Below are 14263 nucleotides of genomic sequence, written 5' to 3'. Positions count from 1 at the left end.
ATCCTAAGACTTATAGATCCTTCGAAATCGGCGTCCCCAAGCCTTGGAGCATGAGAGTCGTCTTCCCCAATGCCTGTCCGGACACGCAAAAAAGCCGCGATGCACGCGGCTTTAGCGGGATCATATTCGATTCGATCGACCTTAGCTAATTTTAATACTCGCCTTTGACGACGAAGAAGGAGCCCCGGATCGTGCCGGCGAGCTTGGACTTCTGCCGAGCGAACTTGAACTTCCCCTCCAGCTCATCCGGTACCTCCATCCCCTCGGAGAGCTTGAAGCCGACGGCCCGCTTCTTGGGATCATCCACCGTATACATGACGTTGATGCTGAGGCCGTCCTCGTAAAAGACGTAAGCGAATTTGATATTTTCGACTTGAAAGCGCGACGTCTCCAGCGGCTTGGCGGCGAACGCGATATCGCGTTCTTTCAAGACCCGGTTCACGTAATCCAAGGTCTCCCCGCTTTCGCTGGCGGGCACGACCGTAAATTCATGCTCGTATTTGTTCATGAAGTAGCGGGCTTCGTTCGCGCGCAAACCGGCAAGCGCTTCCGCTGCGGGCGAAGACTCCAGACCGACCGTGGACACGTTTTTAAAATCGACGATATAGGACATTTCCATCTCTCCTCTTATCACGCATTTGTTCGTTCAGAACAGACACCATTTGGTGTCTCGATTATAGGACACTTTATGGAGTCCTGTCAACACAAACGCATGTCCGGATTCACCCACTCCTATCGTTTGAACTTAGCTGTCTCGTACGGTTTGTCCACAAGAATAGTCAATCTACCGGATCGTTTTTCATTCTTTTTCATATTTTATGGAGTGAGGTTGTCTTTCCCGACTTCAGCCTTGCTTTTTCAGCTTGATCTTATGTAAAGAGGTGATCCGAATTGAATTACTCCACCTATGGAAGGCATATTATCGTAGACGTTTGGGGCGTTGATTTTGCGCGTTTGAACAACGTTGATTTTTTACGGACGATCATGATCGATGCCGCCGCAAAGTGCGGCGCGAAGGTCATCTCGGTGTCCGATAAGAAGTTCACGCCGAACGGCTGTACCGTTTTAGTGCTTTTATCGGAAAGTCATCTCTCCATTCACACCTACCCTGAGAAGGAGTTTGGGGCGATAGATTGCTACACTTGCGGGGAAAACGTAGATCCCCGAATCGCGATCGATTATCTCGTCGCATGCTTGAATCCGATCCGGATCTATTCAAAATCATTGATTCGCGGTACGGATGAAATCGACGTTATGGATTAACAATCAACAAAGCCTCTCGCTTATGAAGAGGCTTTGTTTGTTATTGGGATGACTTACGTAGTTCCGCGTTTGACCTTCGTTTTCGCGAGCTGCTTCGCTTCCATGTTCAATGAAGCTGCCTTATCCGTCCGTTCCCAAGGAAACTCATGATCCGCTCGTCCGAAATGACCGTAAGCAGCCGTATTTCGATAAATCGGGCTGCGAAGATTCAGCATGTTTATGATGCCTGCCGGGCGTAGGTCAAAGTGCTTCCGCACCAATTGGCCGAGCAGCTCGTCGCTAACGCTGCCCGTACGAAAAGTATGGATCGCGATGCTTACGGGATGAGCGACTCCGATCGCATAAGCCAGCTGAACCTCGCATTGGTCGGCAAGACCCGCGGCAACGATGTTTTTCGCTACATAACGCGCAGCATACGCGGCTGAACGGTCGACCTTGGTGGGATCCTTGCCCGAGAACGCCCCGCCGCCATGACGGGCGTAACCGCCATAGGTATCGGCTATGATTTTGCGGCCCGTCAATCCCGCATCGCCCGCCGGACCGCCGATGACGAACCGTCCGGTCGGATTAATGAAGTACTTGGTGGATTCATCCCGATACCCGGCGGGAATGACGGGCGATATAACAAACGCATGCATGTCCGCCATGATTTGCTCCCGGGATACGTCGGGGTCATGTTGAGCCGAGATGACGATCGTATCGATGCGCTTCGGCCGCGCGCCTTCGTATTCGACGCTGACCTGCACTTTGCCGTCAGGACGCAAATAAGGCAAAGTGCCGTTTTTTCGGACGCGCGCCAATTGGTACGCGAGTTTATGAGACAGGGATATCGGAAGCGGCATCAATTCCTCCGTTTCCGTACATGCGTAACCGAACATCAAGCCTTGATCGCCGGCTCCGGTGCCCTCCATCTCATCTTCGTTCACTTTTCCCTCGCGAATCTCCAGCGCGTTGTCGACCCCCATCGCGATATCGGGGGATTGTTCATGGATCGCGATGAAGACCGCGCATGAATCGGCATCGAAGCCGAGCTCGGCTCGCGTATAGCCAATGCCGCGAATGATTTCCCTGACCTCGGTTTGATAATCGATAGATGCGTTTGCGGTGATTTCTCCGGTAACGAGCACGAAACCCAACCCCACGCAGCATTCGCAAGCCACGCGCGCAAAAGGGTCTTTCGCATAGATCGCGTCCAACAAGCCGTCGGAAATCTGATCGCATATTTTATCGGGATGGCCTTCGGTCACGGACTCGGACGTAAACAGATGCCGTCTTTTTTTCATCGCCATAATACTCACCTCCGGTTATTCTTGTCCCATCTCAGCGATTGGGTTGACGCTCATTCACGGTTCATCCTCAAACCCGTCAATCGCTGTACGCGGGAAGTCATGTCTTCGATGCTTAGCATTTGCCTTCTATCCATCACCAGTTCTTGTCCGATCGCGAGGGCCAGATATTCCCCTTTTGCCCGCAGATAAGGATCCGCGATGCTTTCCAGATCCGAAACGTGCGCGAGACCTATGATTCGGCGCATCATCTCGCATCCTGCATACCCTGCGGCATCCTGCAATAGTTGGAGCAAATAGGCGTCTATGAATCTCGGGATTTTCGTCATTCGTTCTTTCGACTCTTCGGCCCATAAATCGCGGAATGCTTGTTCGAAATAAGACCATAGCTGTTCGATCGTCGCAAGCAGATACGCTTGATAATTCGCCCGTTCATGCGCGTCCGCAGTATGGCCTTCATGGGAGGCGATGCTCAGCAGCAGATTAGCCGCTATAACCCCGATATCGAATCCGGCAGGTCCGTAAAAGGCGAATTCCGGATCAATCACTTTGGTATCCTCCGCCGTCGCCATGATGCTGCCGGTATGAAGATCGCCATGGATAAGCGCTTCGGCACGGGTAAGGAAGCCGTGTTTCAATATGGCGATCTCCAGCTTCAACGAGTTATCGCTCCATAGTTCATTTACGCATTCGGTCAGCAAGGGATTGAAATGATTCGTATCGGAATCGTAATAGGGGGCCGTAAAGATGAGATCTTCCGAGATTTTGCACAGCTCCGGATTCGTAAATTGAACCGCTTTTTGCTTTTTCTCTTGCGCAGGCAGAGCAAAATCGGACGTCAAGTATAAGGTGCGCGCGAGAAAGTTCCCTATCTGACGCGCAAAATGCGGATAATGCGCACGGACGGCCAGTCCTTTTCGCATTATCTGATAATTCGACAGGTCTTCCATAACGGTCACGGCCATAACCGGATCGTAATGATGTACTTGAGGTACGCTGCCTGGGCATAGGGAATGCTGAAGCATCAATGCCTGGCTCTCGATCCGCGCCCGATCGAGCGTTAATGGCCAAGATTCCCCGACCACCCGGGCATAAGTCAGCGCCTGCTTCAAAATGATGCTTTTTCCCGACACCTTGTCCGTTACATGAAAGACGAGATTCAAATTCCCATCCCCGATCTCGCTGCAGGCCAGCTCCGCGTTTTCGGAAAACAACCCTTTCAACTTGCGGGCATACATGAAAGCTCGATATTCATTCAAGATCTGATACTGGCGCATTAACCTTCCTCCTCTGCAAAAAAAATCGACCTACCCTATATTAATAAGCCGAGAAGGAGAATTGGTGTCTATGAACATACAAAAAAAAACAACCGCCCATGAGATCGGTTGTTGATAGGGAAGCAAATGCTTGATTTATGAAAAAAAGCCGATGGATGAACAAGCTATTCCTACAACAGCGCTTCTTTTTGGTCCAATAGGTAATAGTTGAAGATTCTCAGATTTTTCAAGCTGTTTGGCAAGGCACCCTTTTTATCGCGAAGAAGGTCCTTGGGCAATTTAAACAGCGTCGAGAGATTTTTGGGGAGCGTTTGGTTCGCGACCGTTACTTTTTGCCTGCCGGGCACGAACTTTTTATGCGAAGCGATCTGGAATCCCCAGTCTCCGAACGATGGAACGTAGACGTTGTAGCTTTTCGTATGCAGCCCGACGCTCTTCAACGTATGATAAATACTCCAATACACGCGCGGAAAGTCTTCCGTCGAATTGGATTGAATGACGATCATGCCGCCTGGAGCGAGCGATTTGGCGATATCTCTAAAAAATTCTTTCGTATACAGCTTGCTTAACTGTTTATCGTATGGATCGGGAAAATCGAGGATGATCACGTGATATGTTTTTGCATTCGGTTTCGGCGTTTTCGAAAATAAGCGTCTGGCGTCCTTCTGATGTATCTTCACTCGCTTATCGAACAAGGAGCGTTGATTTAATACAGAGACGGGCTTGCTTTTCGCGATCTTGATGATTTTGGGGTCCAGCTCGATGAGATCCACCGATTTAACATCCCTGTATTTAAGCACTTCGCGTACAGCGAATCCGTCGCCCCCGCCGAGTATCAAGACATTGCGACGGCTCCGCGACATGACCATCGCCGGGTGAACGAGCGCCTCGTGATAGAACCGCTCATCCAATGAACTGAATTGCAGCTGCTTATCCAGGTACATCCGTACGTCTTTCGCTTCCAGCAGGACAATGTTTTGATAACGGCTTTTACCCTTATAGATGATTTTAGGCTTTCTTTGCAGCAAGTGCTTCAAGGTTTTCTGGTCCCATACATCTCCCCGGTTAACGGATGAGCTCGTTGAAGTCGTCACTCTATTTGCCATTTTGTTTCACCTCGCATTAAAATTCAGGCTCTCAAAAAATGGATCCCACTTCCGCCCCGACATTTGCCCGCGCAATTTAATCTCAAGATATGCCGAGTATCCGGGAAAGTGTGGGCAAACATGCAAGGAGCGGGCGGAACTTCACACCGAGCGCATCGGTTACCGGCGCCGAAAATCTATCGATTCTCCGAATGCGAGGAAGAAAATAATATCGAAAAGAGCAGGCTCCAATCGCAGCCTGCTCTTCTATGTGTCGAATATCTGCATAACGATGACGTTCGCGACAGCTCGAGCCCCCGTCTAGATGCGGGCTGCTCTTGGATCGGCACCGATTTCGGGCTTAATCCGAAGATTTATTACTTTGCGAATGCATCGGCGGACGTCTTGACCGGCGTTAGGGTAACCCCGTCCGTCCCGAAGATGGATCCGTCATCCGAGACGTACCGGAATTCCTCCGTATCGGTGCTGAAGAGCTTGAACGAACCGGTAGAATCTTCGTAAAGCTCTTCCTTGACCGGAAAGCCCGATGCTTGATCGACATACGCGATGTACTGCATGTTGGCTTGCGTGTCGTCGTTAATATACGACTGATAGCTGTCCATGAGCTTATTCAGCGTCTTGCCGTCAGGCGTCTGCTCGGTGCCGACGGAAGTCCAATAGGCGGCCTTGTAATTTTCCTTTTCCGTGTTGAACCCGGGATTTTTTTGTTTGATGATATCGAACGACTTCGAATCGTCCGTCCGCTTGAGCGTTTTTCCGCTGACGGGAGCGCCGTTCCTGTCCCTTTGAATTACGACCATGTCGTTGCCGCCGTTCACGTAATAGGTGCTCTGGTAGCGCAGCAATCGATGATCGGAGGAATACTCCGTGACGTCCGTCCTCAAATCCTTCGTTTGCGGATTGAACCAATGCTCTATCGTAAAGTTCTGGCTGCCGTCGGTTCTCGCGTACGTGTCCTTGCTGTATTCGACCGTTCCTTGCACGTCTTGCGACGCGATCGACGCGTCGGTCGGCGCTGACGCCGTCATGACCGTGTTTTTCGGAATCGCGTCGCTTCCGTTCGCCGCGAATGCGGTAATGGCGCCCAAGCTTCCGATGACGAGCGCCGATGCCAGGACAGTTCCGGCCATTTTTTTGCGTTTGACTGCTTCGAATAATTTCATGGTTGTTCCCTCCGGATATGCGATTTGCGTGCGGGAGTGCGCCGTTCCTGCTCGCAATTTCAGTATATCGGCGTCCTGTCTCATCACGATCGGCAAGTTGTAAATTAGTTGTATGCTGCGGGAAAGCCGATCCGGACGACGGTGCCTTCGTTCGGACGGCTGCGAATGCTCAGCTCTCCCTCGTGAAGCCGGACGATCTCGGCGCATATCGCAAGTCCCAAGCCCGCCCCTCGATTCGTCCGCGAAGGGGCCCCATCGACTTTATAGAACGGCTCCAGCACGTTCGGAATCTCGTGTTCGGGGATGCCGATTCCCTCGTCTTGGACTTCGATGACATAGCGGTCGTCCGCCGTCCGATACCCGCGGAAGCCGATGCTGTCTCCAGCTTTCGAGGCTTTGATCGCATTGTCGATCAAATTGGTGCACAAGATTTTGATCAAGTCTTTCTCCATCGGCAGTCTCGCGGCTTCCGCGGACACGGTCAGGTTCACCTGCGCCTTCTCCAGCTGCGGCTTCATCGATTGCGCCGTATCTTCGAACACCGCTTGCATCTCCCCGTCGGTCAAGCAGGGTTGGTTATTTTCGACGAGAATGAGGTCCATGAGCTTCAAGGCAAGGCTTTCCAGCCTTTTTCCTTCGCTGTAAATATAATCGAGGGATTTATAAAACACGTCTTCGTTATAGGTCGTCGCTCTCAGCAGATCGGCGTAACCGATCATCGAAGTCAGCGGCGTCTTTATTTCATGCGTCAGATAATGAATAAAACGCTGCCTGTTCCCGGCGGCCGCTTCCAGTGCGCCTACTTTATCCTCGATCGCCTCGGCCATGAGGTTGAACTGTTCCGAGAGCAGCCCGATCTCGTCCTTCGAAAACACGTTGACCCGATGCGAATAACGGCCCGAAGCGATCGTCCGCGCGGAGCCGGTGAGCAAGCGGACGGACCGCGTGAGATACCAGATCAAGCCGTAGAGCCCGGCAGCCAGAACGACGGCGATGACGATATTGATCTGGATAAAATTACGGATCTGCGCGTTCCGATCCTCGTAAATGCCGGTCAAATCCACGATGTACGCGAGCTTGAAGTCGCGCCCGCTCAAGGCAAGCGCGCCCTCGACGAGCAGCATGCTCTTGCGGCCGATGTCGCGAATGACGTATTTTCGCTCGGCGGGATCTTGGATGTCGGTCTCCGGTCTCGGGCCGGCGATTACCGCTGTGAAATTGCTGAATACCGGCTCGCCGCGCTCGTCCGCGATTTCGACGGAAACGTTGTCCGGATCGAAGGATTTCAGGTACTTCGCCGCGTTGCGCCGCAAAAAGTCGTCGGCCTTTTCTTTGTCTGTATGCAGAAGCGCATTCAAATTGTTGATGTACGACCAGTCCGTCTCGATTTGAACGGCGAGGATATGCTGATCCGCCAAGCCCCGATCGACTTCCCGTACCAGATTTTGATTGAAATTATGCTGGATCAGGTACAAGGACGAGGCATTGAACACGATCTCGAACAAGAGGAAGGTGCACCAGAACACTTTCTGCCAGAGCTTCATGGGGCGACCTCGAGCCGGTAACCGAATTTGTAGACGGTCTTGATCCTGTCCTCCCAGCCGAGTTTTTTGCGGATTTTTTGGATATGAATATCGACGGTTCTCGTCTCGCCGCTGTAATCGAAGTCCCAGACGAGCTCCAGTATTTTTTCCCGGGACAAGGCTTTATTACGGTTGTTGATGAGCAGCAAGAGCAATTCGTATTCCTTCATCGTCAGTTCGACGGCGACGCCGTCCCGCTTGACCGCGCGTTCCTCCAGGTGTATCTCGAGGCCGCCGAAGGCCATCCGGTCGCTTTTCCTGCCGGAACGGCGAAGCACCGCTTCGATTCTGGCCAGCAGCTCCATCGCTTCGAAAGGCTTGACGATATAGTCGTCTGCCCCCATCTTCAGTCCCTTCACCTTATCGACAAGGGCGTTGCGGGCCGTCAGGAAGATCACCGGCACGCCGCCGCTCTTGAACCGCTCCAACAGCTCGTACCCTTCCATATCGGGAAGCGAGATATCCAACAATGCCAAATCCGGCGCGCAATCCGCAAGCGCGCTCTGCGCGTCTTGCCCGCTGTAGGCCTGTCGGCATTCGTAGCCCGCCAATTCAAGATTGAGTTTGATCAGATCGGAAATCGCCGGGTCGTCTTCGATGATGATGATGTTTTCCATTCCGATACCTCGCAGCTCTTCGTTTTCTATCTCTTTATGATAGAGCAAACAGGCACAGCAACCTATCTCCAAATTGTAAACAAGTTGTAATTTTATTCATGCCCGATGAGCGCCCCGTGATCGATGCACTCATCGCATGCGATTGCTTTCCTGTCCGCTCGCCAGCATGCGGTATAGCCGGGCAAGCGCTTTGCTCAGGTAACGATAATACGTCGCCATGGACAGATGAAGCCGTTCGGCGGCGCGCTCGTTCGTGCGGATGTCTTGCATGTAGGCGTATTTCAACACTTTGCCCAATATCCCTTCGCTCGCTTCTCCCGCCACCAGGCTATGAACGGCAGACAGAAGCTCCCGCTGAATCTCAAGTCCGGTTGCCGCCGATGGATCGCCGTTCGCAGGGCGATGCGGGAACAACCGGACGTACGCGTCGACCAATGCGGGATCGCGGGGCAGGCGATGCCAACCCTTCAATACTTTCTTCAAGGTTTGGATATGGCCGGGCGCCGGATCGGCATCGGCCGCGGATTCCACGCGCTTCGTCAACAAACCGTCCAGCTTGGCAACGAAGTCCTCCCGCGACAGATCGAGCATGAACACGCGGTACTCCGTGCCCGGCGCGGTAACGGTATCCGCCCAAACCGCTCGCTCGAAGCCGCAGTATTCGAACACGGGGAACCAGTCCTTCAGACAGGACACGTCCACCACCCGCTCCGCCGAAGAGAAATGATTGATGAGCGTATTCAGGATGAAGCCGCGCGCGCCGTTCTCATGCTCGGGAGCGATGCCGATCAACGCCAACAAATAAGAACGCGAAGCCGGCTTCCATCCGCGAACGAGCTTCTCCAGCAGCGGTTCGCGCCCGAGCAAACGCAGCATATCGCCATGCATCGGCAGGAACGCGTAAAAGGCGATCAGTTCGTCGCCCTTCCATATGGCGATGAAGGAAGAAGGATCGATCTCCCAGGCCGGGCGCAGGAGCCCCTGCATATGCGGTTCTTCCGCGGCTGAACCCGTCGCGTGCCGCATGTAGCGCATGTAGAGCGATTCTGCGGCCGGCAAATCGCATGCCCGGCATTCCCGCAGCTCGAAATCGTCCAGATTGCCCGAGAAAAACATGCCCCGTACGAGCGGATGCTCATGCAGGTTCAGTTTATCCAAGTGCAGCCTGTGCCGTAAGTCCGGATTCGCGCGTTCTTCCGCGCGAATAAAGTCCAGCGCATTGCCGCGCATGCGTTCATACGCATTCGGCTTGCGCCGAATCAGGTCTTCCAACGCCCATGCCCGAACCGCATCGTGCAGCATCCATTCCTCCCGGATCATCGCGACGAACGGCAGCCGTACGAGCGCCCTGAACGCTTCCGTGCCGGACTCCCCGTTCGTAACGGCCGCGAGCCGTTCCTCGTTGAATCGCCAATACACCGCGGCAGCATCGAACAACCGCTGAACGGCGGCGGGCAAGCCGCGCAGCAATTCATCCATCAGAACCGATATGAGCCTGCTGCGTTCTCCCCGCTCGAACGGGACGGATCCGGCCTTTCTCAACATGATCTCCGCCGCGAGCGCCATCGCGAGCGGCACGCCCCCGGAGAATCGCGACAGCTCGAACTGCGCGTCTTCGCCGGTCAAGCCTCGGATACCCGCGTAACGCCGGACCTCCGTCGGAGCCAGCACGGGAAGCGGCACCGCTTGGATATAGCTCGCCCACCCGGCCCGCAGCCAGCCTCCCGTGAGCGGATTGCGGCCCGCCGTTACGATCCTCGCCGTTTCCTTGAACCGGTGCAGCCACATCGCGAGCCAGTCCTCGACGGGCCGCAAATTTTCGAAGGTATCGATGATGACCACGACCGGGGTTCCCGCGCGGCTGGCGCGCAGGTTCATTCGCAGGACGATATCCTCCTCGCCGGCCCTTTCCAAGCCCGGTTCGCCTGCGCTGCGGAGCTGCTCCGCAAGCCGGTCCACGATATCCGCCTTCTGCCGTAAGCCGCTTCCGCCGTCCAAATAAAAGCAGTTCGCCAGCTTCGTCTCCGACCGGAATTGCTGCAGAAGCGAGGATTTGCCTATGCCTCCCTGCCCGTAAAAGTGCAGCCATAACGACGTCGAACGACCGCGGGCGTGATCGTCTATCTGCTGAAGCTCCCTGGTCCGCCCTACGAATCGAACCCGATCCTCATACCATGACTTCTCGTCCAGCACCGCCGCGACACCGCCTATGTCAACCGTTTTCCTTTATTATAGCCGAAGTCTCTTTCGGCGAGCGCGGGATTTTGAGAGTCCGGTGATATTGCCGGTGAGAGTGTTCCTTCCTTACACTGATATCAAAAATCGCGAGGGAGAGATCGGAAATTGAATGCGTTCAGCCTGGGAATCCATGCAAACCGATTACCGAAGCGGCTGCTGCTGCTTTGTTCCTGCTTCATGCTCTTGCTGGGCTGGCGGATGCCGACCGCTTATTCGGACGGCGAGCGCGTGACGGTCTATTTTAACGGGGAGCCGATTCGATTTGACGGCGGCGGTCAACCCGTCATTCTCGACGGACGGACGCTCGTCCCGTTCCGCAAGCTGTTCGAGACGTTCGGCATGAACGTGAAATGGACCGATACGGGTACCGTCCGGCGAGCCGTCGGAACGAAGAACGGACTCTCCATCGCATTGACGATCGACAGCACGAAAGCCGAAGTCAACGGGAAAACCGTTTCGTTGGACGTGCCGGCCCAGATCATCCGCGAAAGCACGATGGTGCCGCTTCGCTTCGTAGCGGAGAACAGCGGTTATCCGCTCGCGCTATCGAGCAAGAACGGCGTGACGGAAATCCGAATCGGCAAAGGTGCGGAGGGCGGAAAAACGTCTGACGGAGACAAGGGAATTGACGCGATGAGCGCGGAGCCTTACGTCGTCAAAGGCCGCGTCGTGAATGCGGAAGGGATGCCGATCGAGGGGGTTCAAGTGTACGCGGACAATCAGCTGTTCTACAACAGCAACCTGTTCGGCGTGACCGACGCGAACGGGAATTATCGGATCGGCCTGGAGCGCCTTGCCGTTACCTGGAATGCCAGCGCCTTGCTGACCCGGGAATTCAATGGCCGCGCCTACGGATTTCGCATTAGTTCCGATACCGACCGGCCGTTTGCCGGGAATACGGGCGCCATTCGAAACTTCACCTGGGACGACTTCACGGGGGAGCTCTATCTATACGCCGGGGATTACGTTAATCCTTACGACGATATGCTTCCTCCGCCTGATACGGCCGATGTCGAGCTTACGCTCGCGCCCGTCGGCAAGCTCATCGACGGCAGCGCGGGCAAGACCCTTACGGAACGCGGAGCTCCGTTTCCGGGCGGCTTCGGCATCGCGGACGTACCGATCGGAAGGTATACTGCCGCCGCGGTCTATAAGCCGGCCGGACAAGAGCCGGTGCAGATGCTGATTCGCGTAAGGAATGGCGGCTCGGAGTATGCATCATCGGTCGTATTCGACTTCGACAGCTTGACCGAGCTTATTCATCAAATCGAGCTAGAAGTAAAACTGCCTCCGCGCGCCTAGCAATAGACCGGATTGCCAAGGCGACGTGCTGCCAGGCTATACGACGCAACGTCTAGGCGCGTGTCCGCTTTCTTATCGTAACGAGATCAACGTTCTACGGTTATTGAAAACGATGATGTTGCCTCTCAATCGATGGCCGTTCGCTTCAGCCAACCTCGCCGGGCCTCAAATTGAGATGCGATGCATCCTTTGGGAGGACCGGCAAAGTCATGCTAGACTCTCCCTGTTGTTCATCTTCGCGCAAAACCGCCGAAGGGGAGAACTGCTCCGTGGAATCCCCTGCTTGGAAAGCCGCCTCCGGGAAATCCGCCCATGAAGCCCCCGCCTGGGAATCCTCCTCCGGGAAATCCGCCGCCCATGAAGCCTCCGCCTGGAAATCCCCCGCCCGGAAATCCTCCACCCGGGAATCCTCCTCCTGGGAAGCCTCCGCCCGGAAATCCGCCTCCCGGGAATCCTCCTCCCGGGAAGCCACCACCCGGAAATCCACCGCCCATGAAGCCTCCGCCAGGAGAACCTCCACCTGGGAATCCTCCTCCCGGGAAGCCACCACCTGGAAATCCACCGCCCATGAAGCCTCCGCCAGGAGAACCTCCACCCGGGAAACCTCCTCCTGGAAATCCTCCGCCCATGAAACCTCCGCCAGGGAATCCCCCGCCCGGAAATCCGCCTCCTAGGCTTCCGCCTCCCAGCATGCTGCCCAACATGCCGCCTTTGGGAAAACCGCCTCCCATTAAGCTGCCGAATAAGCCGCCTTTGGGGTATCCTCCGCCCAGCATGCTGCCGATGGAGCCTCCGCCCAACATGCTGCCCAATGCGCCTCCCAACATGCCGCCTGGAAAACCGCCGCCCAGGAGGCCGCGCTGCGGCCAAACGTACGCTTGCGGATGCAAATACTCCAACGTCATATGCCGTTCCCTCCGTATTCTGGATGTCTTTGCGATAATCTATGCCCGGCTCGAATATAGCGACACACGCCTATTGAAAAAACCACCGCCCGACGGCGGCGGTTTAGTCATGCTTTAAGAAACGTTTATACCCCGGGGATAGTCGGAGCCTGCTGCGAGCAGCCCGATATCTTCCATTCATCCGGCAATAATCATAGCGTTATGGCCTGCTTTAGGATTACGCAGCCTTGTCTTGTACCGCTACGGCTTGTCTGTTTCTGAACTGGCGGTGAGCGGCGGAGATGCTCATCAATACGCCCGTCGTGACGAAGACGCCGATCGGAAAACCCCATGTTCCCCAAGCCGGTACGACAAGCGGCATCAATGATACGCCGAACGCGACCGGAACGGGAACTTTGATCCATTTGCACAGGATAATCGTGATCAATACGTTTATGACCCCGACCCAGATGATCGAACCGTCCAACAAGTGAAGCACGCCGACGGAAAGAATGGCCGTGATCGTTAGGATCGCCAACCGGCGAGGAATCGTCTTCCACGGGAATTTCTCGGCATGGAACACCTCGAAAATCAGGGCGAATACAGGCGGAACGACGATGACATCCAGATCCAATATGAAAGCCAGTCCAATCCAAAGGCCCAAAATAACCGTGATGATGACCGTATCCGTCTTCTTTCGGAACCGCCCTGCAGGCATGTTGTCCGCTTTCCTCATCGTAAAGGCGGCCAACATGATCACGAACGTAAACACGGCCGTCGAGACCGCGAAGACATAGTCGTGCAAATTCAAAAAGATCGGCAGCAATGCGGCAGGAATCGTCGGCCCGAAATTGACCCGAAAGACATGCATCAAAATGATAATGACCACCAGACCGATCCATAATTTCATTAAAGGCGTTATATCCAAATTATTCATCGCCGTACCGATGAATGCGGCCAATGTCGGCGAAAGCCATAAATGAACGGGCTTCCTGATCCAATGCGGGACCGGAAATACCAGCACCCCCATCGCCATGCCGGCGATTTCCGGGAATAGGACATCCCGTTGTCCGAGGACAACGGCACCGACCAGCATGAGAATGACTAACCCATATGCGAAGTAAAAATGCCTGGACTTCAAGAAATCCCAAACCATTCCCATTGTCTCCTTTCCGAGACCGGTTCGTTGCTTAACGACGCATGTACCAGTCTTTTATTATCCATCTGCCAAGTCCTTCGTATGCGCGCCGATTAATTCGGAATATCGAAATACATGTCGGGTGGAGGCATTTGAATGAAAGAGGACTGCTGGCGCGAGTGCTGCTTGCCGTTGATCCAGACGTGTTTCTCGTCAAAGCTTTCCAATAACCCTGCGCCCGATACTTTCTCGTCCTTCAACACCATCACGTATTGACCGAAGAAGATGGCATTCTCAAAATCGACGTCATGTTGAAGCTCCATTGTGCCGTACATCAAGATCCGCCCTTTCCGCAGTTGAATGTTTGTCGCAATCCGCCGGTTTTATTTTCCCCGGCCATTGGAAG

General features: G+C 54.5%; 13 protein-coding genes. 2 read left to right on the top strand and 11 right to left on the bottom strand.

All coding sequences use genetic code 11. The annotated features are described in order from the left end of the window. Positions 1-151: 151 nt before the first annotated feature. Positions 152-613 carry a DUF8821 family protein gene (locus AC50YL_RS19720; protein ID WP_494834111.1) on the bottom strand — a complete coding sequence of 154 codons (462 nt, stop codon included), beginning with the start codon at positions 611-613 and terminating at the stop codon, positions 152-154. Positions 614-891: 278 nt separating this feature from the next. On the opposite strand from AC50YL_RS19720, the gene speD reads away from it, so the two are divergent. Further along, positions 892-1263, top strand: a complete 372-nt coding sequence (gene speD / locus AC50YL_RS19715) for an adenosylmethionine decarboxylase (protein ID WP_494834110.1) — start codon at positions 892-894, stop codon at positions 1261-1263. 53 nt (positions 1264-1316) lie between these two features. On the opposite strand, the gene metK is transcribed toward speD, so the two are convergent. The 7 genes from metK to AC50YL_RS19680 form a co-directional block, all read right to left on the bottom strand. Next, entirely contained in the window at positions 1317-2546 is a 1230-nt protein-coding gene (gene metK, locus AC50YL_RS19710) for a methionine adenosyltransferase (RefSeq protein ID WP_494834457.1), read from the bottom strand. Positions 2547-2602: 56 nt separating this feature from the next. Continuing rightward, entirely contained in the window at positions 2603-3826 is a 1224-nt protein-coding gene (gene mtnK / locus AC50YL_RS19705) for an S-methyl-5-thioribose kinase (protein WP_494834109.1), read from the bottom strand. A 170-nt stretch (positions 3827-3996) separates the two neighbouring features. Then, the gene (locus AC50YL_RS19700) at positions 3997-4932 is read right to left on the bottom strand and encodes a fused MFS/spermidine synthase (RefSeq protein ID WP_494834108.1); all 936 of its coding nucleotides are present in this window, start codon (positions 4930-4932) and stop codon (positions 3997-3999) included. Between the two features lie 356 nt (positions 4933-5288). Then, positions 5289-6095, bottom strand: a complete 807-nt coding sequence (locus AC50YL_RS19695) for a hypothetical protein (RefSeq protein WP_494834107.1) — start codon at positions 6093-6095, stop codon at positions 5289-5291. A 104-nt stretch (positions 6096-6199) separates the two neighbouring features. Beyond that, complete coding sequence (locus AC50YL_RS19690) at positions 6200-7639, bottom strand: sensor histidine kinase (RefSeq protein WP_494834106.1); 1440 nt, start codon at positions 7637-7639, stop codon at positions 6200-6202. After that, a complete protein-coding gene (locus tag AC50YL_RS19685) occupies positions 7636-8295 on the bottom strand; it encodes a response regulator transcription factor (RefSeq protein ID WP_494834105.1) in 660 nt (219 codons plus the stop codon). The genes AC50YL_RS19690 and AC50YL_RS19685 overlap by 4 nt, the downstream gene beginning before the upstream one ends. Before the next feature lie 129 nt (positions 8296-8424). Continuing rightward, positions 8425-10488 carry a hypothetical protein gene (locus AC50YL_RS19680; RefSeq protein WP_494834104.1) on the bottom strand — a complete coding sequence of 688 codons (2064 nt, stop codon included), beginning with the start codon at positions 10486-10488 and terminating at the stop codon, positions 8425-8427. A gap of 150 nt (positions 10489-10638) precedes the next feature. Between AC50YL_RS19680 and AC50YL_RS19675 the strand changes: the two genes are divergently transcribed. Further along, on the top strand, positions 10639-11835 hold the full coding sequence (locus AC50YL_RS19675; RefSeq protein ID WP_494834103.1) for a stalk domain-containing protein: 1197 nt from the start codon (positions 10639-10641) through the stop codon (positions 11833-11835). Positions 11836-11980: 145 nt separating this feature from the next. Here the strand turns inward: AC50YL_RS19675 and AC50YL_RS19670 are convergent, their stop codons facing one another. The 3 genes from AC50YL_RS19670 to AC50YL_RS19660 all read right to left on the bottom strand — a co-directional run bounded on the left by AC50YL_RS19670 (position 11981) and on the right by AC50YL_RS19660 (position 14192). Continuing rightward, positions 11981-12430, bottom strand: a complete 450-nt coding sequence (locus AC50YL_RS19670; RefSeq protein WP_494834102.1) for a hypothetical protein — start codon at positions 12428-12430, stop codon at positions 11981-11983. A 527-nt stretch (positions 12431-12957) separates the two neighbouring features. Continuing rightward, the gene (locus AC50YL_RS19665) at positions 12958-13875 is read right to left on the bottom strand and encodes a hypothetical protein (protein WP_494834100.1); all 918 of its coding nucleotides are present in this window, start codon (positions 13873-13875) and stop codon (positions 12958-12960) included. Positions 13876-13970: 95 nt separating this feature from the next. Next, the gene (locus AC50YL_RS19660; RefSeq protein WP_494834099.1) at positions 13971-14192 is read right to left on the bottom strand and encodes a hypothetical protein; all 222 of its coding nucleotides are present in this window, start codon (positions 14190-14192) and stop codon (positions 13971-13973) included. Positions 14193-14263: the final 71 nt, after the last annotated feature.

It is taken from the genome of Paenibacillus sp. J22P277, from assembly GCF_059383675.1.
The sequence above is the reverse complement of the archived record's forward strand: the minus strand, read 5'-3'. Positions and strand labels throughout refer to the sequence as shown.